General features: G+C 62.6%; 23 protein-coding genes and 1 tRNA gene. 20 read left to right on the top strand and 4 right to left on the bottom strand.

Annotation, left to right across the window (positions count from 1 at the left end):
• Positions 1–39: 39 nt before the first annotated feature.
• The gene (gene rne / locus ACYCCG_RS22305) at positions 40–3,312 is read right to left on the bottom strand and encodes a ribonuclease E (protein ID WP_176685455.1); all 3,273 of its coding nucleotides are present in this window, start codon (positions 3,310–3,312) and stop codon (positions 40–42) included.
• 797 nt (positions 3,313–4,109) lie between these two features.
• On the opposite strand from rne, the gene rluC reads away from it, so the two are divergent.
• Genes rluC through ACYCCG_RS22290 form a run of 3 tightly spaced genes read left to right on the top strand, consistent with a single transcriptional unit; the run spans position 4,110 to position 6,740 of the window.
• Positions 4,110–5,066, top strand: coding sequence for a 23S rRNA pseudouridine(955/2504/2580) synthase RluC (gene rluC, locus ACYCCG_RS22300; protein WP_176685456.1), 957 nt, complete (start codon positions 4,110–4,112; stop codon positions 5,064–5,066).
• Positions 5,067–5,069: 3 nt separating this feature from the next.
• Positions 5,070–5,744: an HAD family hydrolase gene (locus ACYCCG_RS22295; protein ID WP_176685457.1), complete on the top strand. Its 675-nt coding sequence runs from the start codon at positions 5,070–5,072 to the stop codon at positions 5,742–5,744.
• A gap of 6 nt (positions 5,745–5,750) precedes the next feature.
• A complete protein-coding gene (locus ACYCCG_RS22290) occupies positions 5,751–6,740 on the top strand; it encodes a S49 family peptidase (protein WP_209964418.1) in 990 nt (329 codons plus the stop codon).
• Between the two features lie 225 nt (positions 6,741–6,965).
• Here the strand turns inward: ACYCCG_RS22290 and ACYCCG_RS22285 are convergent, their stop codons facing one another.
• Positions 6,966–7,544, bottom strand: a complete 579-nt coding sequence (locus ACYCCG_RS22285; RefSeq protein ID WP_209964421.1) for a Maf family protein — start codon at positions 7,542–7,544, stop codon at positions 6,966–6,968.
• 96 nt (positions 7,545–7,640) lie between these two features.
• On the opposite strand from ACYCCG_RS22285, the gene ACYCCG_RS22280 reads away from it, so the two are divergent.
• The 16 genes from ACYCCG_RS22280 (at position 7,641) to ACYCCG_RS22205 (ending at position 21,103) form a co-directional block, all read left to right on the top strand.
• Positions 7,641–8,168 carry a YceD family protein gene (locus ACYCCG_RS22280; RefSeq protein WP_010952934.1) on the top strand — a complete coding sequence of 176 codons (528 nt, stop codon included), beginning with the start codon at positions 7,641–7,643 and terminating at the stop codon, positions 8,166–8,168.
• 13 nt (positions 8,169–8,181) lie between these two features.
• Positions 8,182–8,364, top strand: coding sequence for a 50S ribosomal protein L32 (gene rpmF, locus ACYCCG_RS22275; protein ID WP_003247154.1), 183 nt, complete (start codon positions 8,182–8,184; stop codon positions 8,362–8,364).
• A 3-nt stretch (positions 8,365–8,367) separates the two neighbouring features.
• Positions 8,368–9,378, top strand: a complete 1,011-nt coding sequence (plsX, locus tag ACYCCG_RS22270) for a phosphate acyltransferase PlsX (protein ID WP_339535561.1) — start codon at positions 8,368–8,370, stop codon at positions 9,376–9,378.
• 127 nt (positions 9,379–9,505) lie between these two features.
• Positions 9,506–10,444 carry an ACP S-malonyltransferase gene (fabD, locus tag ACYCCG_RS22265; RefSeq protein ID WP_459671786.1) on the top strand — a complete coding sequence of 313 codons (939 nt, stop codon included), beginning with the start codon at positions 9,506–9,508 and terminating at the stop codon, positions 10,442–10,444.
• A 15-nt stretch (positions 10,445–10,459) separates the two neighbouring features.
• On the top strand, positions 10,460–11,200 hold the full coding sequence (fabG, locus tag ACYCCG_RS22260; protein ID WP_003247160.1) for a 3-oxoacyl-ACP reductase FabG: 741 nt from the start codon (positions 10,460–10,462) through the stop codon (positions 11,198–11,200).
• Positions 11,201–11,403: 203 nt separating this feature from the next.
• A complete protein-coding gene (acpP, locus tag ACYCCG_RS22255; protein WP_021784983.1) occupies positions 11,404–11,640 on the top strand; it encodes an acyl carrier protein in 237 nt (78 codons plus the stop codon).
• A gap of 187 nt (positions 11,641–11,827) precedes the next feature.
• On the top strand, positions 11,828–13,072 hold the full coding sequence (gene fabF / locus ACYCCG_RS22250) for a beta-ketoacyl-ACP synthase II (RefSeq protein WP_010952938.1): 1,245 nt from the start codon (positions 11,828–11,830) through the stop codon (positions 13,070–13,072).
• A complete protein-coding gene (gene pabC / locus ACYCCG_RS22245; RefSeq protein ID WP_209964427.1) occupies positions 13,072–13,887 on the top strand; it encodes an aminodeoxychorismate lyase in 816 nt (271 codons plus the stop codon). Before fabF ends, pabC begins: the two co-directional genes overlap by 1 nt.
• Positions 13,888–13,891: 4 nt before the next feature.
• Positions 13,892–15,082 (top strand): endolytic transglycosylase MltG, encoded by a 1,191-nt coding sequence (gene mltG, locus ACYCCG_RS22240; protein ID WP_176685462.1) that lies wholly within the window; start codon positions 13,892–13,894, stop codon positions 15,080–15,082.
• A 9-nt stretch (positions 15,083–15,091) separates the two neighbouring features.
• Positions 15,092–15,724, top strand: a complete 633-nt coding sequence (gene tmk, locus ACYCCG_RS22235) for a dTMP kinase (protein WP_209964433.1) — start codon at positions 15,092–15,094, stop codon at positions 15,722–15,724.
• Complete coding sequence (locus tag ACYCCG_RS22230) at positions 15,717–16,703, top strand: DNA polymerase III subunit delta' (RefSeq protein WP_209964436.1); 987 nt, start codon at positions 15,717–15,719, stop codon at positions 16,701–16,703. The genes tmk and ACYCCG_RS22230 overlap by 8 nt, the downstream gene beginning before the upstream one ends.
• Before the next feature lie 30 nt (positions 16,704–16,733).
• Complete coding sequence (locus ACYCCG_RS22225) at positions 16,734–17,516, top strand: TatD family hydrolase (RefSeq protein WP_459671783.1); 783 nt, start codon at positions 16,734–16,736, stop codon at positions 17,514–17,516.
• 482 nt (positions 17,517–17,998) lie between these two features.
• Positions 17,999–18,634 carry a TetR/AcrR family transcriptional regulator gene (locus ACYCCG_RS22220; protein WP_021784990.1) on the top strand — a complete coding sequence of 212 codons (636 nt, stop codon included), beginning with the start codon at positions 17,999–18,001 and terminating at the stop codon, positions 18,632–18,634.
• Positions 18,635–18,891: 257 nt separating this feature from the next.
• Positions 18,892–19,860: a GTP 3',8-cyclase MoaA gene (locus ACYCCG_RS22215; RefSeq protein WP_339444541.1), complete on the top strand. Its 969-nt coding sequence runs from the start codon at positions 18,892–18,894 to the stop codon at positions 19,858–19,860.
• Positions 19,861–19,926: 66 nt separating this feature from the next.
• Positions 19,927–20,532 (top strand): DUF4823 domain-containing protein, encoded by a 606-nt coding sequence (locus ACYCCG_RS22210; RefSeq protein ID WP_209964440.1) that lies wholly within the window; start codon positions 19,927–19,929, stop codon positions 20,530–20,532.
• 10 nt (positions 20,533–20,542) lie between these two features.
• Complete coding sequence (locus ACYCCG_RS22205; protein ID WP_209964442.1) at positions 20,543–21,103, top strand: DUF1285 domain-containing protein; 561 nt, start codon at positions 20,543–20,545, stop codon at positions 21,101–21,103.
• A 345-nt stretch (positions 21,104–21,448) separates the two neighbouring features.
• Here ACYCCG_RS22205 and ACYCCG_RS22200 read toward each other — a convergent pair.
• Positions 21,449–21,524 (bottom strand) — tRNA-Asn (locus ACYCCG_RS22200).
• A gap of 62 nt (positions 21,525–21,586) precedes the next feature.
• The gene (locus ACYCCG_RS22195) at positions 21,587–22,783 is read right to left on the bottom strand and encodes an amino acid aminotransferase (protein ID WP_176685752.1); all 1,197 of its coding nucleotides are present in this window, start codon (positions 22,781–22,783) and stop codon (positions 21,587–21,589) included.
• Positions 22,784–23,067: 284 nt separating this feature from the next.
• Here ACYCCG_RS22195 and uvrB point away from each other — a divergent pair, with 284 nt between their 5' ends.
• Entirely contained in the window at positions 23,068–25,083 is a 2,016-nt protein-coding gene (gene uvrB, locus ACYCCG_RS22190) for an excinuclease ABC subunit UvrB (RefSeq protein WP_459671779.1), read from the top strand.
• The last annotated feature ends 100 nt before the right edge of the window (positions 25,084–25,183 follow it).

Raw genomic sequence — 25,183 nt, 5'->3', positions numbered from 1 at the left:
AGTTCGCACTGGCGGGGCTTTTTCATTCAGCTTTGGCTATCAGCCGTGATGAGGTTTGTGCTCATCGGCGGCTTCCAGGGCTGGTTCCTGGGAGGCTGCAGCAGCTTCCTGTGCGGCTTTGGCAGCAGCCTCGGCCTCACGCTTGCGGCGACGCACTTCACGTGGGTCGTTCGGTGCGCGGCCGTTGGCCAGCATGACAGTGGCAGGTTCGACCGCTGCAGGTGCAGGCTCGGCCGCCACTTCTGGCTGGGCTTCGACAACCGGGGCAGGCTGTACAGCAACCGGAGTGACTTCGACCACGGCCGGGGCCTGTTCGATTTCACCGGCTTCCACCGTTGGGGCTTCTACTGGGGTTTCAGCGGCCACGGTTTCTGCAACCACGGCCGACTCAACAGCAGGTGCGTCTTCAGCGACAGGCTGCGGGGCAGTTTCGACCACAGGCTCGGCAGTTGCCTCGGCTGCGGCCACTGGCTCGGTGACCGGCTGCTCGACCGCTGGGGCCACGGACGCTTCTTCAGCTTTGGCGACCGCTTCGACCTGCTCGACCGGCTGGGTGGCTTCGCTGTTGTCGGTTTCTGCAACGGTAGCGACTTCGGCGGTAGCACGCTCGGCCTGCTGGTTGGCCTGGGCTTCTGCGTCGGAGCTGATGTTGCTGCTGGCGACAGCAGCCGTCACGGCAAGGCCGGCAGCCAGTTCGGCACCCAGCTCGGTGGCCTGGTGCTGTTGTGGCTGCTCTTCGCTGCCTTCTTCTTCACTGCCGTCGATCAGTTCGCCATTGGCGTTGCGCTGACGCTCACGACGGTTGCTGCGACGACGCTGGCCACGGGAGCGGCGGCGCGGGCGCTCGCCATCGGTGCCTTCCTGCTCGTCTTGCTGCAGCTCTTCGCTTGGCAGTTGCTCTTCGGCCAGCTCGGCAGCCTGTTCGGCAGCTTCTTCGACAGCGCGTGGTTGGCGCTCTTCGCGTGGTGGGCGCGGGGCGCGTTCTTCACGTGGAGCACGTTCTTCACGAGGTGCGCGCTCTTCACGTGGAGCACGTTCCTCACGAGGTGCGCGCTCTTCACGTGGGGCACGTTCCTCACGAGGTGCGCGCTCTTCGCGTGGAGCACGTTCCTCACGAGGTGCGCGCTCTTCACGTTGGGCACGTTCTTCACGAGGTGCACGCTCTTCGCGTGGAGCACGCTCTTCACGCGGCTGGCGCTCTTCGCGTTCGGCTGGTGGCGTAGCGTCCAGCGGCTCGCGCAATTCGCGAACGCGCTCTTCGCCGCGGTTGCTACGGCGGTCTTCGCGTGGCTGGCGTGGAGCACGTTCTTCGCGTGGGGCGCGTTCCTCACGCGGTGCACGCTCTTCACGTGGGGCGCGTTCCTCACGCGGTGCACGCTCTTCACGTGGGGCGCGTTCTTCGCGCGGTGCACGCTCTTCACGCGGTGCGCGCTCGGCACGCTCTTCGCGCGGCTTGCGTTCTTCGTCGCGGCGGCCGTTGCGGTTGCGGCTTTGCTGGCGGCCGTTGCGGCGTTCTTCGTTGCGCGGGCTGCGCTCGGCGGCCGGTTTTTCGGCGGCGGGAACCACTGGCGCGGCGGCAGGCTCGTCCTTGCCGGCGAACAGGCTGACCAGCGACTTCACCAGGCCTTTGAACAGGCTTGGCTCTGGAGCGCTCGGGGCAGGGGCGACCGGCGCGGCAGGCTGGGGCTCTTCAGCGGCGACCGGTACCGGTGCGTTGGCGCGGGCCGGGGCCGTTTTCACTGCGGCTTCCTGGCGTACCAGGGTGCGGGTGGCGGTTGGCTGCGGCGCTTCTTCGGCTTCGGCGGCGGCGATTTCGTAGCTGGACTGGTTGTTCAGCACTTCAGGGTTGTCGTCGCGCAGGCGCTGGACTTCGAAGTGCGGGGTTTCCAGGTGGTCGTTCGGCAGGATGATGATGCGCGCACGGGTGCGCAGCTCGATTTTGGTGATCGAGTTGCGCTTTTCGTTCAGCAGGAAAGCGGCTACCGGGATCGGCACCTGAGCGCGTACTTCGGCGGTGCGGTCCTTCAGGGCTTCTTCTTCGATCAGGCGCAGGATGGCCAGCGACAGCGACTCGACGTCACGGATGATGCCGGTGCCGGAGCAACGCGGGCAAACGATGCCGCTGCTTTCGCCCAGCGATGGGCGCAGGCGCTGACGGGACATTTCCAGCAGGCCGAAGCGCGAGATGCGGCCTACCTGCACGCGGGCGCGGTCGGCTTCCAGGCATTCACGAACGCGCTCTTCAACGGCGCGTTGGTTCTTTGCCGGGGTCATGTCGATGAAGTCGATGACGATCAGGCCGCCGATGTCACGCAGGCGCAGCTGGCGGGCGATTTCCTCGGCCGCTTCCAGGTTGGTCTGCAGGGCGGTTTCTTCGATGTCGCTGCCTTTGGTGGCGCGCGCCGAGTTGATGTCGATGGACACCAGGGCTTCGGTCGGGTCGATCACGATCGAGCCACCGGACGGCAGGTCAACCACGCGCTGGAAGGCCGTCTCGATCTGGCTTTCGATCTGGAAGCGGTTGAACAGTGGCACGCTGTCTTCGTACAGCTTGACCTTGCTGGCGTACTGCGGCATCACCTGGCGGATGAAGGTCAGTGCTTCTTCCTGGGCTTCGATGCTGTCGATCAGCACTTCGCCGATGTCCTGGCGCAGGTAGTCGCGGATGGCGCGGATGATGACGTTGCTTTCCTGATAGATCAGGAATGGCGCGGCGCGGTCCAGGGACGCTTCCTTGATGGCGGTCCACAGTTGCAGCAGGTAGTCCAGGTCCCATTGCATTTCTTCGCTGCTGCGGCCAAGGCCGGCAGTGCGCACGATCAGGCCCATGTCGCCCGGCACGGTCAGGCCGTTCAGGGCTTCGCGCAGTTCGTTGCGCTCTTCGCCTTCGATGCGGCGGGAGATGCCACCGGCACGCGGGTTGTTGGGCATCAGCACCAGATAGCGGCCGGCCAGGCTGATGAAGGTGGTGAGGGCGGCGCCTTTGTTGCCGCGCTCTTCCTTCTCGACCTGAACGATGACTTCCTGGCCTTCGCTGAGCACTTCCTTGATGTTGACCCGGCCTTCTGGGGCCTTCTTGAAGTACTCGCGGGAGATTTCTTTCAGCGGCAGGAAGCCGTGACGTTCGGAACCGAAGTCGACGAAGGCGGCTTCGAGGCTGGGTTCGATGCGGGTGATCTTGCCTTTGTAGATGTTGGCCTTTTTCTGCTCGCGCGCGCCGGACTCGATGTCCAGGTCGTAGAGACGTTGGCCGTCCACCAGGGCTACACGCAACTCTTCGGGTTGAGTCGCGTTAATCAGCATTCTTTTCATGTTGTACCGTCGGTTTCCGGGCTGCCGGAAACGGCGTTCGGCACACACGACGTCTCATGGTCGGTGCCAAGGTGCGCAAAGGGTGGCCGGGCCACCCCCGTGTCGAGCGACGTTCGGCACCAGCCGGTTGCCCAGCCTGCCGTTGTCGCGACGACGCGTCCTGTTTGCTGCGGTGCCAACAAGGCCCCGGTGGCTTCGAATAGGTATCCGAATCAACCAAGCGGGCCTTGTGCACTCAGTCAGGAGGAGGAATCAACCGTCAGCCGTGGACGCCCGGAGGGCATCTGTTCAGGACCTTATCCGCTCACCAGCCGTCAGTGGGCTGGTGGCCGGACGCGGTGCTACACGGTCCGAGGGCTGTGCATCTCCACCCTGCACGTATCCCTGATAATTCGGGTGCTGCCGCGCGCTGAATCCGCAACGGGTTGCATTTTTCGCCAGCGCTGGTTCTGCGCTGGCGCCATTCATGTCCAAGGCAGGTATTTCCGAAGCATTCGCCGGGCGATGCGTGGAAGCGACTCGCGGGCAGAGGTGCAGCGAAAAGAATCGGGTAAGCAGGTGAAACACCGCACTTGTCGTTTTTTTTCGGTCTTCTCTACACGGCGCTGGTGGCGATTCCAGGCATTTCGGTAAACTGGCGAAAACCCCGTAGGACGGCCTCGCGTCCTGGAGAATTGCGAAGGTCAGGGACCGGCAAAGAGCCTGATGCCGCTGGCCTGCCGCTTTTGGCGGCGTTCGCGACTATAGCAGCAATGATTAAGTGCTTCAATTCCATAAAAAATTGTTATGATCCCGCAATGACGACCAATACCCCTCCGACTTCCGGCGTTCAGCTGATCGAAGTCGCGCCGGAGCTTGCCGGCCAACGCATCGATAATTTCCTCATCACGGCCCTCAAGGGCGTGCCCAAGACACTGGTCTACCGCATCCTGCGCAAGGGTGAGGTGAGGGTCAACAAGGGCCGCGTCAAGCCGGAGTACAAAATCCAGGCCGGCGACATCGTGCGGGTTCCGCCCGTCCGCTTGCCGGAGCGAGACGAGCCGGCGCCGGTGGCCCAAGGCCTGCTGCAGCGCCTGGAGGCCGCCATTGTTTACGAAGACAAGGCGCTTATCGTGATGAACAAGCCGGCCGGCATCGCCGTGCATGGCGGCAGTGGCCTGAGCTTCGGGGTGATCGAGGCGCTGCGCCAGTTGCGCCCGGACGCCAAGGAGCTGGAGTTGGTGCACCGCCTGGATCGCGACACGTCTGGTCTGTTGATGATCGCCAAGAAGCGCAGCATGCTGCGCCACCTGCATGCCGCCCTGCGCGGCGATGGTGTCGACAAGCGCTACATGGCGCTGGTGCGCGGCCACTGGCCAACCTCGAAAAAGCAGGTCAACGCGCCGTTGCTCAAGAGCAACCTGCGTTCCGGTGAGCGCATGGTTGAAGTGAACGAGGAAGGCAAAGAGGCGCTGACCCTGTTTCGGGTGCTGCGCCGTTTTGGCGACTTTGCCACCATTGTCGAGGCGCGCCCGATCACCGGTCGTACCCATCAGATCCGCGTGCACGCGCTGCATGCCGGGCACATGATCGCTGGCGACAGCAAGTATGGCGACGAAGATTTCAGCCGGGAAATTCGTGAGCTGGGCGGCAAGCGCCTGTTCCTGCATGCCTATGCGTTGACCGTGCCGCTGCCGGACGGCGGTGAATTGAAGCTCGAGGCGCCTGTGGATGAGGTCTGGGCGAAAACCGTTGAACGTCTGAGTGCGTCCTGACCCATGAAAAAAGGCTATGAGCTACTGATCTTCGACTGGGACGGCACCCTGGCCGATTCCATTGGGCGTATCGTCGAGGCCATGAGTGTCGCCGCCGAGCGTGCCGGCGAGGCGCAGAGCAGCGACGCTGCGGTCAAGGGTATCATCGGTCTGGCCCTGGACGAGGCGATCCACACCCTGTACCCGCACCTGGCGCCTGCAGGGGTTGCCAGCTTCCGTCAGCACTATGCCGATGTCTACGTTGCGCTGGATCAGCAGCCTTCGCCGCTGTTCGAAGGCGTGGTCGAGTCGCTGGATGCCTTTCGTGCCGAGGGTTACCGCCTGGCGGTGGCCACCGGCAAGGCCCGTCGCGGGCTGGATCGGGTGCTCAAGGCCAATGGCTGGGAGCGGTTCTTCGATATCACCCGTGCCGCTGACGAGACCCGGGGCAAGCCGCACCCGCTGATGCTCGAGGAAATCCTCGGTCATTGTGGCGTCGAACCGACGCGTGCACTGATGGTCGGAGATTCGGCATTCGACCTGCAGATGGCCAGCAATGCCGGCATGCATTCGGTGGCGGTTGGCTATGGTGCCATGTCGCTGCAGGCGCTGGCCGAGTTTGGCCCGCAGGTATGCATCGATCACTTTTCCCAGTTGCGCGAGTGGCTGGGTGGTTCCGCAACTCCACTTCCAAGGTAGGTAAGCATGGCAGACGAATGGAAAGCCCCAGAGGCCGAGCCCGGGGAGCGCGAAGAGCGCAACAGCTGGAAGCTGCTGGAAAAGACCTTGCTGGCCAGTGTGCAGGAGCAGCGACGGTCGCGGCGCTGGGGGATCTTCTTCAAGCTGCTGACCTTCGTCTACCTGTTCGGCATTCTGGCGTTGTTCTCGCCGCTGATGGACATGGACAAGGCCGCTTCGCGCGGTGCCAGCCATACCGCGCTGGTCGAGGTGCGCGGGGTGATTGCCGATCAGGAGGCTGCCAGCGCCGATAACATCGTCAAGAGCCTGCGAGCGGCGTTCAGGGATGACAAGACCAAGGCTGTGGTGATGCGCATCAACAGTCCGGGTGGCAGCCCGGTGCAGGCGGGTTACGTGTATGACGAAATTCGTCGCCTGCGTGCCGAATATCCCGCTATCAAGCTGTATGCGGTGATCGCCGACCTGGGTGCTTCCGGTGCCTATTACATCGCCAGTGCGGCGGACGAGATCTATGCCGACAAGGCCAGTCTGGTGGGTTCCATTGGTGTGACGGCGGCCGGTTATGGCTTTGTCGGCACCATGGAAAAGCTGGGGGTCGAGCGGCGTGCCTATACATCGGGTGAGCACAAGGCGTTCCTTGATCCGTTTTCGCCGGAAAAACCAGAAGAGACCCGGTTCTGGCAGGGTGTGCTGGATACCACGCACCAACAGTTCATCGCCATGGTGAAGCAGGGGCGGGGAGAGCGCCTGAAGGATAAGGAGCACCCGGAGTTGTTCAGCGGCCTGATCTGGTCGGGTGAGCAGGCCAAGGCGCTGGGGCTGGTGGATGGCTTGGGCAGTGCCAGCTATGTGGCGCGTGAAATCGTGGGCGAAAAGGAGTTGGTGGACTTCACTGTTCAGGAGTCGCCTTTCGATCGCTTCTCCAAGCGCGTGGGGGCCAGCGTGGCTGAGCACCTGGCGATGTGGATGGGGTTCCAGGGGCCGCAGTTGCGTTGAGTCCGTCGCAGTTTGTGTTGCCTGGCAGATCGAGCGCCGCCCGCGCGGCGCATTGCGCTCAGGCTCGCTCATCGATCGGGGCGCCCGGCGGTGCGGTGGAATCGCCACGCACCGTTGTAGGAGCGGGTTTACCCGCGAATAGGCCGGACCTGCCGTCCAACATCCCCGATCGTTCACTCTCCCGGGCGGCGCTCGATCCGCCGGGCGCCCAAATCCCCGGCCAGGTTACGGAACCATCACCTCTTCCCTGGTCAGCATATCCACCAGCCGAATCAGCGGCAGCCCGATCAGGCTGGTCGCATCGCACCCATGCGTGCTCTGGAACAGGCTCACCCCCAGGCCCTCTGCCTTGAAGCTCCCTGCGCAATCCAGCGGCTGTTCTGCTGTCACGTAACGCTCTACCTGTTCCCTGCTCAATTCGCGCAGTGTCACGGTAAAAGGCACGCAATCTACCTGGCAGTGCCCGGTGGCGCTGTTCAGCAGTGCCAGCCCGGTCAGGAAGTTCACCTGTTGCCCGCTGCACTCCAGTAGTTGCTCGCAGGCGCGCTCGAATGTATGTGGCTTGCCCAGCACCTGCTCACCCAATACTGCAACCTGGTCCGAGCCGATAATCAGGTGCCCGGGATGGCTGCCTGCCAATACCTCGGCCTTTTGCCTGGCCAGCCGGCGCACCAGTTCTACGGGCGGCTCGCCATCCAGGCGTTGCTCGTCTATGTCGGGGCTTGCCCAGGTGAAGGGCAGGTGCAGGCGTGCGAGCAGTTCGCGGCGATAGGCAGAGCTGGAAGCCAGTAACAAAGGAAGCATGGTAGACTCCGGGTTCGGTTGAACCAATTCTATCACGCACGATGCCGCCTAATTTCCTTTGACAGGGGCGGGGGGCATCCCTAGAATGCTGCGCCTATGTTGAATGACCCGATTCCACCTCACGTTGACCCGCGCAAATTAGCCGATCGTGGCGTAACCCTTAACGGTTCGCTGCAACTCGCTGATTTGGAAAGACTCTGCGACCCGCTTTCCGACAATGTCGGTACGGTGCAGGCGAAGTTCGATTTTGAACGAGATGAGCAGCACGTGGTGGTTATCCACAGCGAGCTGGACGTCGAAGTCAAGATGGTTTGCCAGCGTTGTCTTGAGCTGGTCACCCTGCCGATCCACAGCGAATGTACTTACGCGGTGGTGAAGGAGGGTGCGAATACCCAGTCGTTGCCGAAAGGCTATGACGTGCTGGAACTGGGCGAAGATCCTTTGGATCTGCAGGCATTGGTCGAGGAGGAGCTTTTGCTCGCCTTGCCAATCGTGCCTGCTCATCATCCGGAAGAATGCCAGCAGCCGGCGGGCGCAGACGAGCCCGAATCGAGCAAGGACGAGGTATCGCGGTCCAACCCGTTCAGTGTTTTGGCGCAGTTAAAGCGTGACCCAAACGTTTAGGAGTTAATCAATTATGGCTGTTCAGCAGAACAAAAAATCCCGCTCTGCCCGTGACATGCGCCGTTCGCACGACGCTCTGTCGGAAAACGCGCTGTCGGTAGAGAAAACCACTGGTGAAGTTCACCTGCGTCACCACGTTTCGCCAGAAGGCGTATACCGTGGTCGTAAAGTGGTTGACAAGGGCGCTGACGAGTAATCCTTGTCCGCTCAGGTCATCGCGATCGACGCAATGGGCGGGGACTTCGGTCCCCGCAGCATTGTCCAGGCTAGCATTGCCTGCCTTTCGGCTACCCCCTCGCTCCACCTGACCCTCGTCGGTCAACCCTCCCTCCTTGAAGATTTCGTCAGTGGCCTGCCAGCTGCGGATCGCGCGCGTCTGCAGATTGTTGCCGCCAGTGAGGTAATCGGTATGGACGAGCGGCCATCCCAGGCGTTACGTGGCAAGCCGGATTCGTCGATGCGCATCGCCCTCGAACTGGTGCGCGACGGAAAAGCCCAGGCCTGCGTCAGCGCCGGCAATACCGGGGCGCTGATGGCGTTGTCGCGCTTTGTGCTCAAGACTCTGCCGGGTATCGACCGGCCGGCCATGGTGGCGGCGATCCCGACCCAAACGGGTTACTGCCAACTGCTCGATCTGGGCGCCAATGTCGACTGCAGTGCCGAAAACCTCTACCAGTTCGCCGTGATGGGCTCGGTGGCCGCTCAGGCCCTGGGTGTGCACCGGCCACGCGTGGCACTGTTGAATATCGGTACCGAGGACATCAAAGGCAATCAGCAGGTCAAGCTGGCTGCCACGCTGTTGCAGAACGCCCGCGGCCTCAACTATGTCGGTTTCGTCGAAGGGGATGGCCTGTACCGGGGTGAGGCGGACGTGGTGGTGTGCGATGGTTTTGTTGGCAACATACTGCTCAAATCCAGCGAGGGTCTGGCGACGATGATCGGTGCGCGCATCGAAAAACTGTTCAAGGGCGGTGCTTTTTCCCGCATTGCCGGGGCCGTGGCCATGCCGCTGCTCAGGCGTCTGCAGGCCGACCTGGCGCCGGCGCGGCACAATGGGGCGAGCTTCCTGGGGCTGCAGGGTATCGTCATCAAGAGTCATGGCTCTGCGGGCGTGCAGGGGTTTCAGAGTGCCATCCAGCGGGCGCTGATCGAAATTCAGGAAAACCTGCCGCAGCGGCTGCACGGCCGCCTTGAAGACTTGTTGCCTTAGGCATTTCGCCGATGAAGTGCTTAAATGTGACCGCTTGGTCTGTGTTTTCATCCAAGTTTTCAGATTCCGCGCTTGGCCTCGGGCCTGGCGCACACTATCCGACGACAAGATCATAAGGGCTTGTTCAATGTCTGCATCCCTCGCATTCGTCTTTCCCGGTCAAGGTTCCCAGTCGCTGGGCATGCTCGCCGAGCTCGGCGCCGAGAAGCCAGTGATCATCGAAACCTTCAAGGAAGCGTCCGAAGCGCTCGGCTACGACCTGTGGAAGCTGGTCCAGGACGGCCCGGAAGAGCAACTTAACCAGACCGACAAGACCCAGCCGGCGATCCTCACCGCGTCCATCGCGTTGTGGCGTCTGTGGCTGGAAGAGGGCGGTGCCAAGCCTGCCTTCGTGTCCGGTCACAGCCTGGGCGAATACAGCGCCCTGGTCGCCGCAGGCAGCATCAGCCTGAAAGATGCCGTTCGCCTGGTCGAGCGCCGCGGTCAGCTGATGCAGGAAGCCGTACCGGCCGGTCATGGCGCCATGGCTGCCATTCTCGGTCTGGACGATGCTGTGGTCGTGGAGCTCTGCGCCGAAGCCGCTGAGGACGAAGTGGTCAGTGCCGTGAACTTCAACTCGCCTGGTCAGGTGGTCATCGCCGGTAACAAGGCAGCGGTAGATCGCGCCATGGAGCTGTGCAAGGCCAAAGGCGCCAAGCGCGCCCTGCCGCTGGCGGTCAGCGTTCCGTCGCACTGTGCCCTGATGAAGCCGGCCGCCGATCGCTTTGCCGATTCGGTCAATGCCATCGAATGGAAGGCCCCGCAGATTCCGGTGGTGCAGAACGTCACTGCCGCCGTCGCCGCCGACCTCGATGCCCTCAAGCACGACCTGCTGGCACAGCTGTACCAGCCGGTACGCTGGGTCGAGTGCGTGCAGACCCTGGCCGCCAACGGTGCGGTCAACCTGGTCGAGTGTGGCCCGGGCAAGGTCCTGGCTGGCCTTAACAAGCGTTGCGCCGACGGCGTGACCACCTACAACCTCAACACCCCTGACGCCGTTGCTGCCACCCGCGCGGCACTGGCCTGATTTGGAGAAGCTTGCATGAGCCTGCAAGGTAAAGTTGCACTGGTCACCGGCGCCAGCCGTGGCATTGGCCAGGCCATCGCCCTCGAACTGGGCCGCCAGGGCGCGACCGTGATCGGCACCGCCACTTCGGCGTCCGGCGCCGAGCGCATCGCTGCCACCCTGAAAGAGCACGGCATCACCGGCACCGGCATGGAGCTGAACGTGACCAGCGCCGAATCCGTTGAAGCAGTACTGGCCGCCATTGGCGAGCAGTTCGGTGCGCCGGCCATCCTGGTCAACAACGCCGGTATCACCCGCGACAACCTCATGCTGCGCATGAAAGACGACGAGTGGTTCGATGTCATCGACACCAACCTGAACAGCCTCTACCGTCTGTCCAAGGGTGTGCTGCGTGGCATGACCAAGGCACGTTGGGGTCGTATCATCAGCATCGGCTCGGTCGTCGGTGCCATGGGTAACGCTGGTCAGGCCAACTACGCGGCTGCCAAGGCCGGCCTGGAAGGTTTCAGTCGCGCCTTGGCGCGTGAAGTGGGTTCGCGTGGCATCACCGTCAACTCGGTGACCCCGGGCTTCATCGATACCGACATGACCCGCGAGCTGCCGGAAGCTCAGCGCGAAGCCCTGCAGACCCAGATTCCGCTGGGCCGCCTTGGCCAGGCTGACGAAATTGCCAAGGTGGTTTCGTTCCTGGCTTCCGACGGCGCAGCCTACGTGACCGGCGCCACCGTGCCGGTAAACGGCGGGATGTACATGTAATACTGCAACTCAATGTGACGGGTTTCGTAAAAAAAGAGTCATACTGCGAGCCTAAAATCCGTTATAAAGCTGCAACCAGATTCCAGGCAGCGGGTGTGGTGACTAGCCTGAAGGTGCGTTTCGCTTGAAAAGCGAACGTCTTTCTATAAAATTAGCCACCGGCCAGCTGCCTGACATATATCCATTAGGAGTGAAAACTAGGTATGAGCACCATCGAAGAACGCGTCAAGAAAATCGTCGCCGAGCAACTGGGCGTCAAGGAAGAAGAAGTGACTAACTCCAAGTCCTTCGTCGATGACCTGGGTGCCGATTCGCTTGACACCGTTGAACTGGTGATGGCTCTGGAAGAGGAATTCGAGACCGAAATCCCTGACGAAGAAGCCGAGAAGATCACTACCGTTCAAGCTGCTATCGACTACGTCCTGGCCCACCAGGCCTAAGACGCTACAGTCGACGCTACTTGTCGGGGAAAACCGCACTGCCTTCGCTGGCGTGCGGTTTTTTCTTTGCGAGCGCCTCGCATTCTTCAGGCCGCTTCGTTCACCGCGCACCAAGAGTCTGTTGCCATTGCATTCCTGCGCTTGAATGCAATGGCAAGAGACTCTGTTATTAGAAAAGGAGAGTACTGTGTCGCGTAGACGCGTCGTGGTCACCGGTATGGGTATGCTGTCGCCACTGGGTACCGATGTACCGAGCACCTGGCAGGGCATTCTGGCTGGCCGCAGTGGCATTGGTCCGATCGAACACACGGACCTGTCTGCCTACTCCACCCGTTTTGGCGGCTCGGTGAAAGGCTTCGAGGTTGAGCAGTACCTGTCGGCCAAAGAGGCCCGCAAACTCGATCTGTTCATCCAGTACGGCCTGGCGGCCGGTTTCCAGGCGGTGCGTAACGCCGGCCTGGAGGTCACCGACGCCAACCGTGAGCGTATTGGCGTGGCCATGGGCTCGGGCATCGGTGGCCTGACCAACATCGAAGAAACCAGCCGCACCCTGCACGATTCGGGGCCGCGCCGCATTTCGCCGTTCTTCGTGCCGGGTTCGATCATCAACATGATCTCCGGTTTCCTGTCGATCCACCTGGGCCTGCAAGGGCCGAACTACGCCATCGCCACCGCTTGCACCACCGGCACCCATTGCATCGGCATGGCCGCGCGCAATATCGCCTACGGTGAAGCTGACGTGATGATCGCTGGTGGCGCCGAAATGGCCGCTTGTGGTCTGGGCATGGGCGGTTTTGGCGCTTCGCGCGCGTTGTCCACCCGCAACGACGAACCCAGCCGGGCCAGCCGGCCGTGGGACAAGGGTCGTGACGGCTTTGTGTTGTCCGACGGTGCCGGAGCCCTGGTGCTTGAGGAGCTGGAGCACGCCAAGGCCCGCGGTGCGACTATCTATGCAGAGCTGGTTGGCTTTGGCATGAGCGGCGACGCCTACCACATGACCTCGCCACCCGACTCTGGCGAGGGCGCTGCCCGCTGCATGGCCAACGCTTTGCGCGATGCCGGTATCCAGCCGGAAGAAGTCAGCTACATCAACGCCCACGGCACTTCTACCCCGGCGGGCGATGTGGCCGAAGTGGCGGCGATCAAGCGCGTGTTCGGCGAGCATGCCTACAAGCTGGCGGTCAGCTCGACCAAGTCGATGACCGGTCACTTGCTGGGCGCCGCGGGCGCGGTGGAGGCGATCTTCAGCGTACTGGCCATCAATAGCCAGATGGCCCCGCCGACCATCAACCTGGACGAGCCGGACGAGGGGTGTGACCTCGACTTCGTTCCCCACCAGGCGCGCAGCATGCCGATCGACGTGGTGCTGTCCAACTCGTTCGGCTTTGGCGGCACCAACGGCTCGCTGGTATTCCGCCGGTTTGCCGGCTGATGCACAGCTGGATCGACGGCCAGCCGGCGACTGCACTCAACCTGCAGAACCGCGGCCTGGCCTACGGCGATGGCCTGTTCGAAACCATCGCTGTGCGAGGCGCCCGGCCCAGCTTGCTGGACGGCCACCTCGCACGCTTGGCACTGGGCTGCCAGCGCCTGGCAATCAACGCCGACCTGGCGCTGGTACGCGACGAGTTGCTGCGCTATGCCAGCCAGTTGGGCGAGGGTGTCGTCAAACTCATTCTGACCCGTGGCGATAGCCAGCGTGGCTATGCGCCCGCTGTCGATGCCGCTCCGCGGCGGATCCTGCAAGGCAGCCCATTACCCCGCTATCCTGCCGAGCATGCCGAGCATGGCGTGCGCTTGTTCCCTTGCCAGACCCGGCTTGGGGAACAACCACTGCTGGCCGGCCTCAAACACCTCAACCGCCTGGAGCAGGTGCTGGCCCGTGCCGAATGGCAGGACAGCGGCCATGCCGAAGGCCTGATGCGTGACGCGCAGGGCAGGGTGATCGAAGGGGTATACAGCAATCTGTTTCTGGTGCGTGATGGCGTGCTGCTTACTGCCGACCTTAGCCGTTGCGGTGTGGCGGGAGTGATGCGTGCCGCACTGCTGGAACAGGCCCCGCTGCTGGGTATTGCGGTACAAGTCTGCGACCTGTCATTCGACGCGCTGGAGCAAGCAGATGAAGTATTTGTTTGCAATAGCGTTTACGGCATTTGGCCTGTGTGTGGCGTAGCCGCGTTAAACTGGTCGCCAGGCCCGCTCACTCGTAAACTGCAGGCCGTTGCCCGTACGTTACTGGAAACCTGAATTCGTGAGACGTAAATTCCTGCTGTTGCTGGAAATGGGCTTGATCCTCGCCGGCCTGGCGTTTGGCTGGTCGGCCTGGAAGGTCAACTCGGTCCTGGAGCAGCCCTTGCACGTCACGCAGGAACGCCTGCTCGATGTGCCCAATGGCACCAACCCCAACCGCATGTTCTACAGCATGCAACGAGAAGGGTTGCTCGACGATGCCGTCTGGTTGCGTTTGTACTGGCGCTTCAACATGGCCGGCACCCCCCTGCACACCGGCGAGTACCGTCTTACCCCAGGCATGACCGTCGAGCAGTTGTTCGACGCCTGGCGCCGTGCCGACGTGGTGCAGTACAACCTCACTCTGGTCGAAGGCTGGACCTTCCGCCAGGTGCGCGCGGCCGTGGCCAAGCATGAAAAGATCAAGCATACCCTTGATGGCTTGTCGGATGCCGAGGTCATGGACAAGCTCGGCCATACCGGCGTATTCCCCGAAGGCCGCTTCTTCCCCGACACGTACCGCTTCGTGCGGGGTATGAGCGATGTCGAGTTGCTGCAGCAGGCCTACATGCGCCTGGACGAAGTGCTGGCCAAGGAGTGGGCCGAGCGTTCCACAGACCTGCCGTATCGTGACCCTTACCAGGCGCTGATCATGGCCTCTCTGGTCGAAAAGGAAACCGGCATTCCGCAGGAACGCGGGCAGATCGCCGGCGTCTTCGTGCGGCGCATGCGCCTGGGTATGATGCTGCAGACCGACCCGACGGTTATCTATGGCATGGGCGAACGCTACAACGGCAAGATCACCCGCGCCGACCTGCGCGAGCCTACGCCCTACAACACCTACACCATGACCGGCCTGCCGCCGACCCCGATCGCCATGGTTGGCCGCGAGGCGATTCATGCGGCGCTGAACCCGTCCAATGGCACCAGTCTTTACTTCGTCGCCCGCGGCGACGGCAGCCATGTGTTCTCCGACGACCTCGACGGCCACAACTCGGCGGTGCGCGAATTCCAGCTCAAGCGCCGGTCGGACTACCGCTCCAGCCCCGCGCCGCAGCAAGAGGCAAAGCCAAGTGCCGATGATGCCGAGCAGGCGTCGGGCGCCGATGACGCGCAGCGCCCTGAGCCCGCTCCCGAGGAAGCGCCTGCGCAGGATGCCCCTGTCGGCGGTGCGCAAGCGGCCGAGCGGCCGATGCCTGACGAACAACATTAAGGACTGCCTGTGAGCGGCTTGTTTATTACTTTGGAAGGCCCCGAAGGTGCGGGCAAGAGCACCAACCGCGACTACCTGGCCGCGCGCCTGCGCGAGCACGGCCTGGACGTGGTGCTGACCCGTGAGCCAGGCGGCACGCCGCTGGCGGAAAAGGTGCGTGAACTGTTGCTGGCCCCGAGCGACGAAGGCATGGCGGCCGACACCGAGCTGCTGCTGGTGTTCGCCGCTCGCGCCCAACACCTGGCGCAGGTGATCCGTCCGGCGCTGGCCCGCGGGTCTGTGGTGCTGTGTGACCGTTTCACGGACGCTACCTATGCCTATCAGGGCGGCGGTCGTGGCTTGTCGGTCGAGCGTATCGCTGCCCTGGAGCAGTTCGTCCAGGGCGACCTGCGCCCGGACCTGACCCTGGTCTTCGACCTGCCGGTAGAAGTCGGCCTTGCCCGAGCCGCCGCCCGTGGCCGCCTGGACCGATTCGAACAGGAAGGGCAGGCCTTCTTCGAAGCGGTGCGCCAGGCGTACCTGCAGCGCGCCCAAGGTGCGCCACAGCGCTACAGCTTGCTCGATGCAGCACAATCCCTGGAGGCTGTGCAGCGTGACATTGATGCACTGCTGCCAGGCATTCTGGAGCGTTGCCGTGGCTGAGGCCTACCCTTGGCAGCAGGCGCTGTGGCAGCAACTGGCCGGTCGCGGCCGGCACGCCCACGCTTATCTGCTGCATGGGCCGCAGGGTATTGGTAAGCGGGCCCTGGCCGAGCGTCTGATGGCGCGCCTGTTGTGCCAACAGCCGCAGGGCCTGGACGCTTGTGGGGCGTGTAAGTCGTGCCTGTTGCTCAAGGCCGGCAGCCACCCGGACAACTTCGTCCTTGAGCCTGAGGAGGCTGACAAGCCGATCAAGGTCGACCAGGTCCGTGAACTGGTGGCCTTTGTGGTACAAACCGCGCAGCTGGGCGGGCGCAAGGTGGTGTTGATCGAGCCGGTGGAGGCGATGAATGTCAACGCCTCCAACGCCCTGCTCAAAAGCCTTGAAGAACCTTCCGGCGATACCGTGTTGTTGCTGGTTACGCACCAGCCCAGCCGCCTGTTGCCGACGATCAAGAGCCGCTGCCAGCAGGTCGTCTGTCCGCAGCCCAGCCTGGCCCAGAGCCAGGCATGGCTGGCTGGCGCGTTACCCGACTGCGACGAGGTCGAGCGCGATGAGTTGCTGACGCTGGCCGCGGGTTCGCCATTGATGGCGGTCAGCTTGCAGGCGCAGGGTGTGCGCGAGCAACGTGCGCTGGTTACTGACGGGGTGAAGAAGCTGCTCAAGCAGCAGCAATCGCCCAGCCAGCTGGCCGATGCCTGGAGCGGTGTGCCGTTGTTACTGCTGTTCGACTGGTTTTGCGATTGGTCGCACCTGATCCTGCGCTACCAGTTGACCCAGGACGAGGAAGGGTTAGGCTTGGCCGATATGCGCAAGGTCGTGCAGTACCTGGCGCAGAAGAGCCGCCAGACCAAGGTGCTGGAGGTGCAGGCATGGATCCTCGAGCAGCGCCAGAAGGTGCTGGGCAAGGCCAACCTCAACCGTGCCTTGTTGCTTGAATCGCTGCTGGCTCACTGGCTGCAACTGCCGGGTGCCCGCTGATTTTCCATTTTTCATGTGTGCCGTTATCCCATGCTCGTAGATTCCCATTGCCACCTCGACCGTCTTGACCTCAGTGCCCACCAGGGCTCCCTCGATGCTGCCCTGCAGGCGGCGCGTGAGCGTGGGGTTGGGCATTTCTTGTGCATTGGCGTCAGTGCCGAGAATGCGGGTGCAGTGAAGGCGCTGAGCGAGCAGTACGCTGACGTCGACTGCTCGGTGGGCGTGCACCCGCTGGACCTGGTCCCTGGCGAAACCCCGGCGTTGGAATGGCTGTTGCGCGAATTGGCCCACCCGCATGTGGTGGCGATTGGTGAAACCGGGCTGGATTACCACTACGAGCCGGAGGCTGCGGAGCTCCAGCAGGCCTCGTTCCGCCTGCACCTGGAGGCCTCCAGGCAGACTGGCAAGCCGGTGATCGTGCATACCCGGGCGGCGCGCGCCGATACCCTGGCGCTGCTGCGTGAGGCCAACCTGCCGCAGGCTGGCGTGCTGCACTGCTTTACCGAGGACTGGGACATGGCCAAGGCCGCGCTGGACCTGGGCTATTACATCTCGCTGTCTGGAATCGTGACCTTCCGCAATGCCGATGCGTTGCGTGAAGTGGCGCGGCAGGTGCCTGTCGATCGCTTGCTGGTGGAGACCGATTCACCCTATCTGGCGCCGATTCCCCATCGCGGCAAGCCGAACCTGCCGCAGTATGTACGGGAGGTGGCGGAGTATGTTGCTTCCCTGCGTGGGGCCAGTTATGAGCAGTTGGCGGAGCAGACTACCGCCAACTTCAAGCGGCTGTTCCCGTTGGCGCGGGTGGATTGATTCACCGGGGTTAGAGATTGCGTGAGGGTCACAAGGTGCCTGCCACAGCCCTTGCAGCGCCTATGAGATCGAGCGCCGCCCGCGCGGCGCTCGATCTCACAGGCGCTGAAACTCTTGCGGCACGCACCTGACAGCCGTCACACCATCCTCCCCACAAAAACACAAAAAAAACCCGGGTTCTGGGGGAGGAATCCGGGTTAAGACCATTAGGAGTAAAACAAAGGTACGCGGTCCCTGAGCACCTTTATCGGCGCGCCACTGGGGGGGATGCGCCGCGCCAACACTTCAAGTATTGGTCAGGTTTGGCGCAGTGCCAGTGCATAGTGGACGTTTTTTAAACAGATTTGGAATACGTCAACGTTTCATTCCTCCCGCAGCGCATGGCCGTATGCATCGTGAAACACAGACATGTGTGGATGATCCGTGCAATTTCCCGCAAGTTAGGCATAATAAACCGCTTCGATTGTCATCCAGTCCTTCCCATGCAGAAAGAACCTCGTAAGGTCCGTGAGTTTCGCCGTCGCGAACAGGAAATCCTCGATACCGCGCTCAAGCTGTTTCTCGAGCAAGGTGAAGACAGCGTCACTGTCGAGATGATCGCCGACGCCGTGGGCATCGGCAAAGGCACGATCTACAAGCACTTCAAGTCCAAGGCGGAGATCTACCTTCGCCTGATGCTCGATTACGAGCGTGACCTGAACGAGCTGTTGCACTCGGCCGACGTCGACCGTGACAAGGAAGCCCTGTCGCGCGCCTACTTCGAGTTCCGCATGCGCGACCCGCAGCGCTACCGGCTGTTCGACCGCCTTGAAGAAAAGGTGGTCAAGGGCAACCAGGTGCCGGAAATGGTCGAGCAGTTGCACAGCATCCGTGCCTCCAACTTCGACCGCCTGACCCTGCTGATCAAGGGCCGAATCAGCGAAGGCAAGCTCGAAGACGTGCCGCCGTATTTCCACTACTGCGCTGCCTGGGCGCTGGTGCACGGCGCTGTAGCGCTGTACCACTCGCCATTCTGGAGCAATGTGCTGGAGGATCAGGAAGGCTTCTTCCAGTTCCTGATGGATATTGGCGTGCGGATGGGCAACAAGCGCAAGCGCGACCCGGAACCCTCGAACTGAGCATTGCACGGAACTGCGCGGGCCCTGTGGCAGCGGGCGCGCCTGCGAACACGGGCGCAGCCGGTGCCAGCCACCGCGTTTGATTCTTCGCGGGCACGCCCGCTCCCACAAGTACTGCGTCGTGGGTTCTCTACTCGGCAGCGCAGTCTGAAGCGTTCGGCTATCGCTTGAACATTCGGCATTGTTCATTGGGGCTTGCAAAAACCTGATTTATGAGTCAGGTTTTGCCAGCCCCTTCATCCATGCCGGAGTCATTCATGATTGTCGATCGTCAAGGCAGGCGCTTTCGTAACCTGCGCGTCAGCCTGACGGCTGCCTGCAACTACGCCTGTACCTACTGCGTACCTGACGGCAAGCGGTTGGTGGCGGCGCAGGACGAGCTGTCAGCGGATGCCTTGGCCCGTGGCGTGGCCTACCTGATCGAAGCTGCCGGTATCGAGCGCCTGCGCATTACTGGCGGTGAGCCATTGGTTAGCCCGCGTCTGGATGCCTTTCTGGCTGCCGTGGCCAAACTCGACCTTGACGACATCTCGCTGACCACCAATGGCCAGTTGCTGGCGCGCAAGTTGCCGCAACTGCAGGCGGCTGGGATTCGTCGGCTGAACGTTTCCCTCGACACCCTCGACCCCCTGGCTTTCCGCCAGATTGCCCGCGGCGGCGACCTGGGCACTGTGCTGGACGGAATGGAGCAGGCCAGCGCCTTGGGCATGCGAATCAAGGTCAACATGGTGCCGATGCGCGGGAAAAACCTCGATCAGGTACTGCCGCTGCTGGATTACTGCCTCGCGCGCGGCTTCGAACTGCGCTTCATCGAACTGATGCGAATGGGCCACCTGGCCCACGATCGCAACGCCTTCCTCCAACAGTTTGTCGGCCTCGACCAACTGCTTGCGCTGATCGGCGGCCAGCATACCTACGCCCAGGTGGATGCGCCGCTGGACGCCACTGCCATGCGTTACCACATCCCCGGCAGGGGCCACTTTGGCGTTATCGCCAACGAAAGCGTGCCGTTTTGCCGTACCTGCTCGCGGCTGCGCCTGTCTTCCACGGGCTGGCTGCATGGCTGCCTGTCGTCTGGTAACCGGCACTTCGTCGGCGACCTGCTGGAAAAGCCGCGTCATCAGGCGTTGCCGGCCTTGCAGCGGTTGTTGGTCAAGGCATTGGCAGACAAACAGGACCTGGCCTTTTCCGGCGGCGTGACGGTCATGAAAGTGATCGGTGGCTGAAGCTGGCGCAAAAGCTGCATCCGCCGGCTATTCGCCGGTTTTTCGTCGCCGGCCACTGGAGGAAAGATGCGTAGCCTGGTCTTGCTGCTGGCGCTGATGGCGCTGGGCGGCTGCATGAATGTCAGTGATATGGGCGAGGGTGTCCGCTATCACATGAGCGATGCCGGTCTGCTGGACCACAGCGAAACCCGTCGCACCTTGTCGATCCGCCTGCAGCCTGATTCATTCATTTTCATTGGCCAAGGTGCGTTCGTGCCGCCGGGCAAGGGGCCGGTGCCTCGGCAGAATGCAGTGGCCCAGCAGGCCTTCAAGAGCTTTGTCGAATACTTCCCGATGGTGCGTCGCGCCCAGGGCCCGCTGGGCCTGGAAGAGGCCATTGCCCAGGCGCGCTCGGTAGGCGCTGACTACCTGCTGTACACCCGCTTCGCGCGGACCGACGATCGAATCGGCAATGGTGACGAGTGGTATGACGAGCAGGCCGTCGACCGCTTGGGCTGGGACTCTGGCGTGGTGCAGATGATGCTGATCGAAACCAATACCCGCTATCTGATCGACACTGCGCGTATCAAGAGCCGTGGCGGTTTGTTGACGTTCCACGACAACACCCCGGAGGATTTGCTTGGCGCGCCGATGCGCGAGTACGCTCGTAGTCTCCTGGGCATGAGTGAATGAGGCAAGCGTGATGAGTGACTCCGGCAAGGCCAATGACCTTCTGGCGCAGATCCCCAAGGCCAAGGGGCTGCCGCCGGTGCACCTGTGGAACCCGGATTTCTGTGGTGACATCGACATGCGCATCGCCCGTGATGGCACCTGGTACTACCTGGGCACGCCGATCGGGCGCAAGCCGATGGTGCGGCTGTTCTCGACCATCATTCGCCGCGATGGCGATGACTATTTCCTGATCACCCCGGTAGAGAAGGTCGGCATTCGTGTCGATGATGCGCCGTTCGTGGCCGTGCTGCTGGAAGTGCAGGGGGAAGGCGAACAGCAGGTGCTGCGCTTTACCAGCAATGTCGAGGACCAGGTCGAGGCCGGGCCGGATAACCCCCTGCGGGTGGTGATCGACCCGGTGACGCAGGAGCCATCACCGTATGTGCTGATGCGCAGCAACCTGGAGGCGCTGATACATCGCAATGTGTTTTACCAACTGGTGGAGCTGGCGGTGCCGCGTGTGATCGATGGTGAGGAATGGCTTGGGGTGTGGAGCCGGGGGGTGTTTTACCCGATCGGGCGCAGTGATTGAGGCCTCTGTTGGCGATGCCGGCTTCTTCGCGGGTAAACCCGGTCCTGCACACGCATCGGTGATTCGGCACCGGCCGTTGGCGCCGGGTCACCCGTAAATGGGCCGGGCCTGCGGGCTAATCTCCAGCGTCCTTTCACCGTTGCGGCCGCCACCGTATTCGCGGGTAAACCCGCTCCTACACACGTATCGGTGATTCGGCGCAGGCCGTTGTAGGAGCGGGTTCACCCGCGAAAGGGCCGGGCCTGCTGGCCAATCTCCGCCCGCCGTTCACCGTTGCTGGCCAATAATTTCAGCGCAACGAAAAAGCCCCCGGTTGCTTGCGCATCCGGGGGCTTCTTCAATGTCTGGCTCCGCGACCTGGACTCGAACCAGGGACCCAATGATTAACAGTCATTTGCTCTACCGACTGAGCTATCGCGGAATCTGCGCGTATCTTACTGATTGCCTGGGAGAAGTCAACCCACCCCCAGGCAAAACAATGAGTTACAGCACTTCCACGATAGCTTTGGTCACCACGTGGATGTTGCTCTGGTTCAGCGCGGCCACCGCGATACGGCCGGTGTCCAGGGCATAGATGCCGAAATCGTTCTTCAGGCGGGCGACCTGTTCAACGGTCAGGCCCGAGTAGGAGAACATGCCGACCTGGCGGCCAACGAAGCTGAAGTCGCGGTTGGCACCGTATTCGGCCAGCAGCGATACCATCTGCTTGCGCATGCCGTGGATACGCTCGCGCATTTCGGCCAGTTCGGTTTCCCACATCTGGCGCAGCTCTGCGCTGTTCAGCACGGTGGCAACAATGGTTGCGCCGTGGGTTGGCGGGTTGGAGTAGGTGGTGCGGATCACGCGCTTGACCTGCGACAGCACGCGGGTGCTCTCGTCCTTGGAGGCGGTGACGATCGACAGTGCGCCGACGCGCTCGCCGTACAGCGAGAACGATTTGGAGAACGAGCTGGAAACAAAGAACTCCAGGCCCGACTCGGCGAACAGGCGCACGGCGAAGGCGTCTTCGGCGATACCGTCACCAAAGCCTTGGTAGGCCATGTCGAGGAACGGCACGTGGCCCTTGGCCTTGACCACTTCCAGGACGTTCTTCCAGTCGTCCAGGTTCAGGTCGACACCCGTCGGGTTGTGGCAGCAGGCGTGCAGCACCACGATCGAGCCGGACGGCAGGGCGTTGAGGTCTTCGAGCATGCCAGCGCGGTTGACGTCGTTGGTCGGCGCATCGTAGTAGCGGTAGTTCTGCACCGGGAAGCCGGCCGATTCGAACAGCGCACGGTGGTTTTCCCAGCTCGGGTCGCTGATGGCAACCACGGCGTTTGGCGAGAGGCGCTTGAGGAAGTCGGCGCCGATCTTCAGCGCGCCAGTACCACCGACGGCCTGCACGGTGACCACGCGGCCAGCGGCCAGCAGTGGCGACTCGGCGCCGAACAGCAGCTTCTGCACAGCCTGGTCGTAGGTGGCGATGCCGTCGATCGGCAGGTAGCCGCGCGAAGCGTGCTGGGCGGCACGCTGGGTTTCGGCTTCGATCACGGCGCGCAGCAGCGGAATGCGGCCTTCCTCATTGCAATACACGCCTACGCCCAGGTTGACCTTGTCGGTACGTGGGTCGGCGTTGAATGCTTCGTTGAGGCCCAGAATAGGGTCGCGGGGTGCCAGCTCGACAGCGGAAAACAGGCTCATTGTTACCTTGGCTCTGATTGGAGTGTGATAGGGCGTACACGCTCCAGCCGAATGCACTGAAGCGGTGCACAAACGGGGAGTCAGTATAGTGATACCGACCGGTCACCGCGACACTCTGGCGCAGCTTTTAGGGCTATTTGCGCAAATATTTTTCGACCATTGGTCCAATTGCCGTGTCCACCGTTGCACACGCCCACTCCTGTGCCTTGAAAGCGCCCCCGAACGGGCGCATTTGGGTATAGACTACTGGCTAAATTTACAGCTGCTGCACCGCGAGGTCCTTCATGTCCGAGTTCCAGCTCGTCACACGTTTCCAGCCGGCCGGCGACCAGCCCGAGGCTATCCGCCGGTTGGTCGAAGGCATCGAGGCGGGGTTGTCGCACCAGACGCTGCTCGGGGTGACTGGCTCGGGCAAGACCTTCAGTATTGCCAACGTCATCCAGCAGGTGCAGCGCCCGACGCTGGTGCTGGCGCCCAACAAGACGCTGGCCGCGCAGTTGTACGGGGAGTTCAAGGCGTTCTTCCCCAATAACGCGGTGGAGTACTTCGTTTCCTATTACGACTACTACCAGCCAGAAGCCTACGTGCCGTCGTCAGACACCTTCATCGAGAAGGACGCCTCGATCAACGACCACATCGAGCAGATGCGCTTGTCGGCGACCAAGGCGCTGCTGGAGCGGCGTGACGCGATCATCGTGACCACTGTGTCGTGCATCTACGGCCTGGGCAGCCCCGAGACCTACCTGAAAATGGTCCTGCACGTGGACCGTGGCGACAAGCTCGACCAGCGCGCGCTGCTGCGCCGCCTGGCCGACCTGCAGTACACCCGCAACGAAATGGACTTTGCCCGTGCCACTTTCCGGGTACGCGGCGACGTGATCGACATCTTCCCGGCCGAATCGGATCTGGAAGCCATCCGTATCGAACTGTTCGACGATGAAGTGGAGAACATCGCCGCTTTCGATCCGTTGACCGGTGAGGTTTTCCGCAAGCTGCCACGTTTCACTTTCTACCCCAAGAGCCACTACGTCACCCCGCGGGAAACCCTGCTGGAAGCAGTGGAGGGCATCAAGGACGAACTGAAAGAGCGTCTGGAATACCTGCACAAGGCCAACAAGCTGGTCGAAGCGCAGCGCCTGGAGCAACGCACCCGCTTCGATCTGGAGATGATCCTCGAACTGGGCTACTGCAACGGCATCGAAAACTACTCGCGTTACCTGTCCGGGCGCCCGGCCGGGGCGCCGCCGCCCACCCTTTACGATTACCTGCCGCCCGATGCGCTGCTGGTGATCGACGAATCCCACGTCAGCGTTCCGCAGGTCGGTGCCATGTACAAGGGCGACCGTTCACGCAAGGAGACCCTGGTCGAGTACGGCTTCCGCATGCCTTCAGCGCTGGACAACCGGCCGATGCGTTTCGACGAGTGGGAGGATGTCAGCCCGCAGACCATTTTCGTTTCGGCCACCCCGGGCCCCTACGAGGCTGAGCATGCCGGGCGCGTGGTGGAGCAGGTGGTGCGCCCGACCGGGCTGGTCGACCCGCAGGTAGAGGTGCGCCCGGCGTTGACCCAGGTCGACGACCTGCTGTCCGAGATCCGCAAGCGTGTCGCGGCAGGCGAGCGAGTGCTGGCGACCACGTTGACCAAACGCATGGCCGAGGACCTCAGCGATTACCTGGCCGACCACGACGTGCGGGTACGCTACCTGCACTCGGACATCGATACGGTGGAGCGGGTGGAAATTATCCGCGACCTGCGCCTGGGCACCTTCGACGTGCTGGTGGGCATCAACCTGCTGCGCGAGGGCCTGGACATGCCCGAGGTGTCGCTGGTGGCCATCCTCGATGCGGACAAGGAAGGTTTTCTGCGTTCCGAGCGCTCCCTGATCCAGACCATTGGCCGCGCGGCACGTAACCTCAATGGCCGGGCCATTCTGTACGCCGATAACGTAACAGGCTCCATGCAGCGAGCCATCGACGAAACCGAGCGCCGCCGCGAGAAGCAGATCGCCTTCAACGAAGCCAACGGCATCGTGCCCAAGGGCGTGGTCAAGGACATCGCCGACATCATGGAGGGTGCCACCGTGCCCGGTGCGCGCAGCAAGAAGCGCAAGGGCATGGCCAAGGCGGCGGAGGAGAGCGCCCGTTACGAGGCCGAACTGCGTACGCCGGGCGAGATCACCAAGCGCATCAAGCAGCTGGAAGAGAAAATGATGCAGTTCGCCCGCGACCTGGAGTTCGAAGCTGCGGCGCAGTTGCGTGACGAGATTGCGCAGCTGCGGGAGCGGTTGATTAGCAGCTGAAGCCGGGCGCGGGCCCTGTGGGAGCGGGCGTGCCCGCGAAGAATTCAACGCGGTGGCTGGCACCGGCTGCGCCGGTGTTCGCGGGCATGCCCGCTCCCAC

The sequence above is a fragment of the Pseudomonas sp. VEM90 genome (genome assembly GCF_054611535.1).
This window is presented reverse-complemented; position numbering and strand designations above follow the sequence as displayed.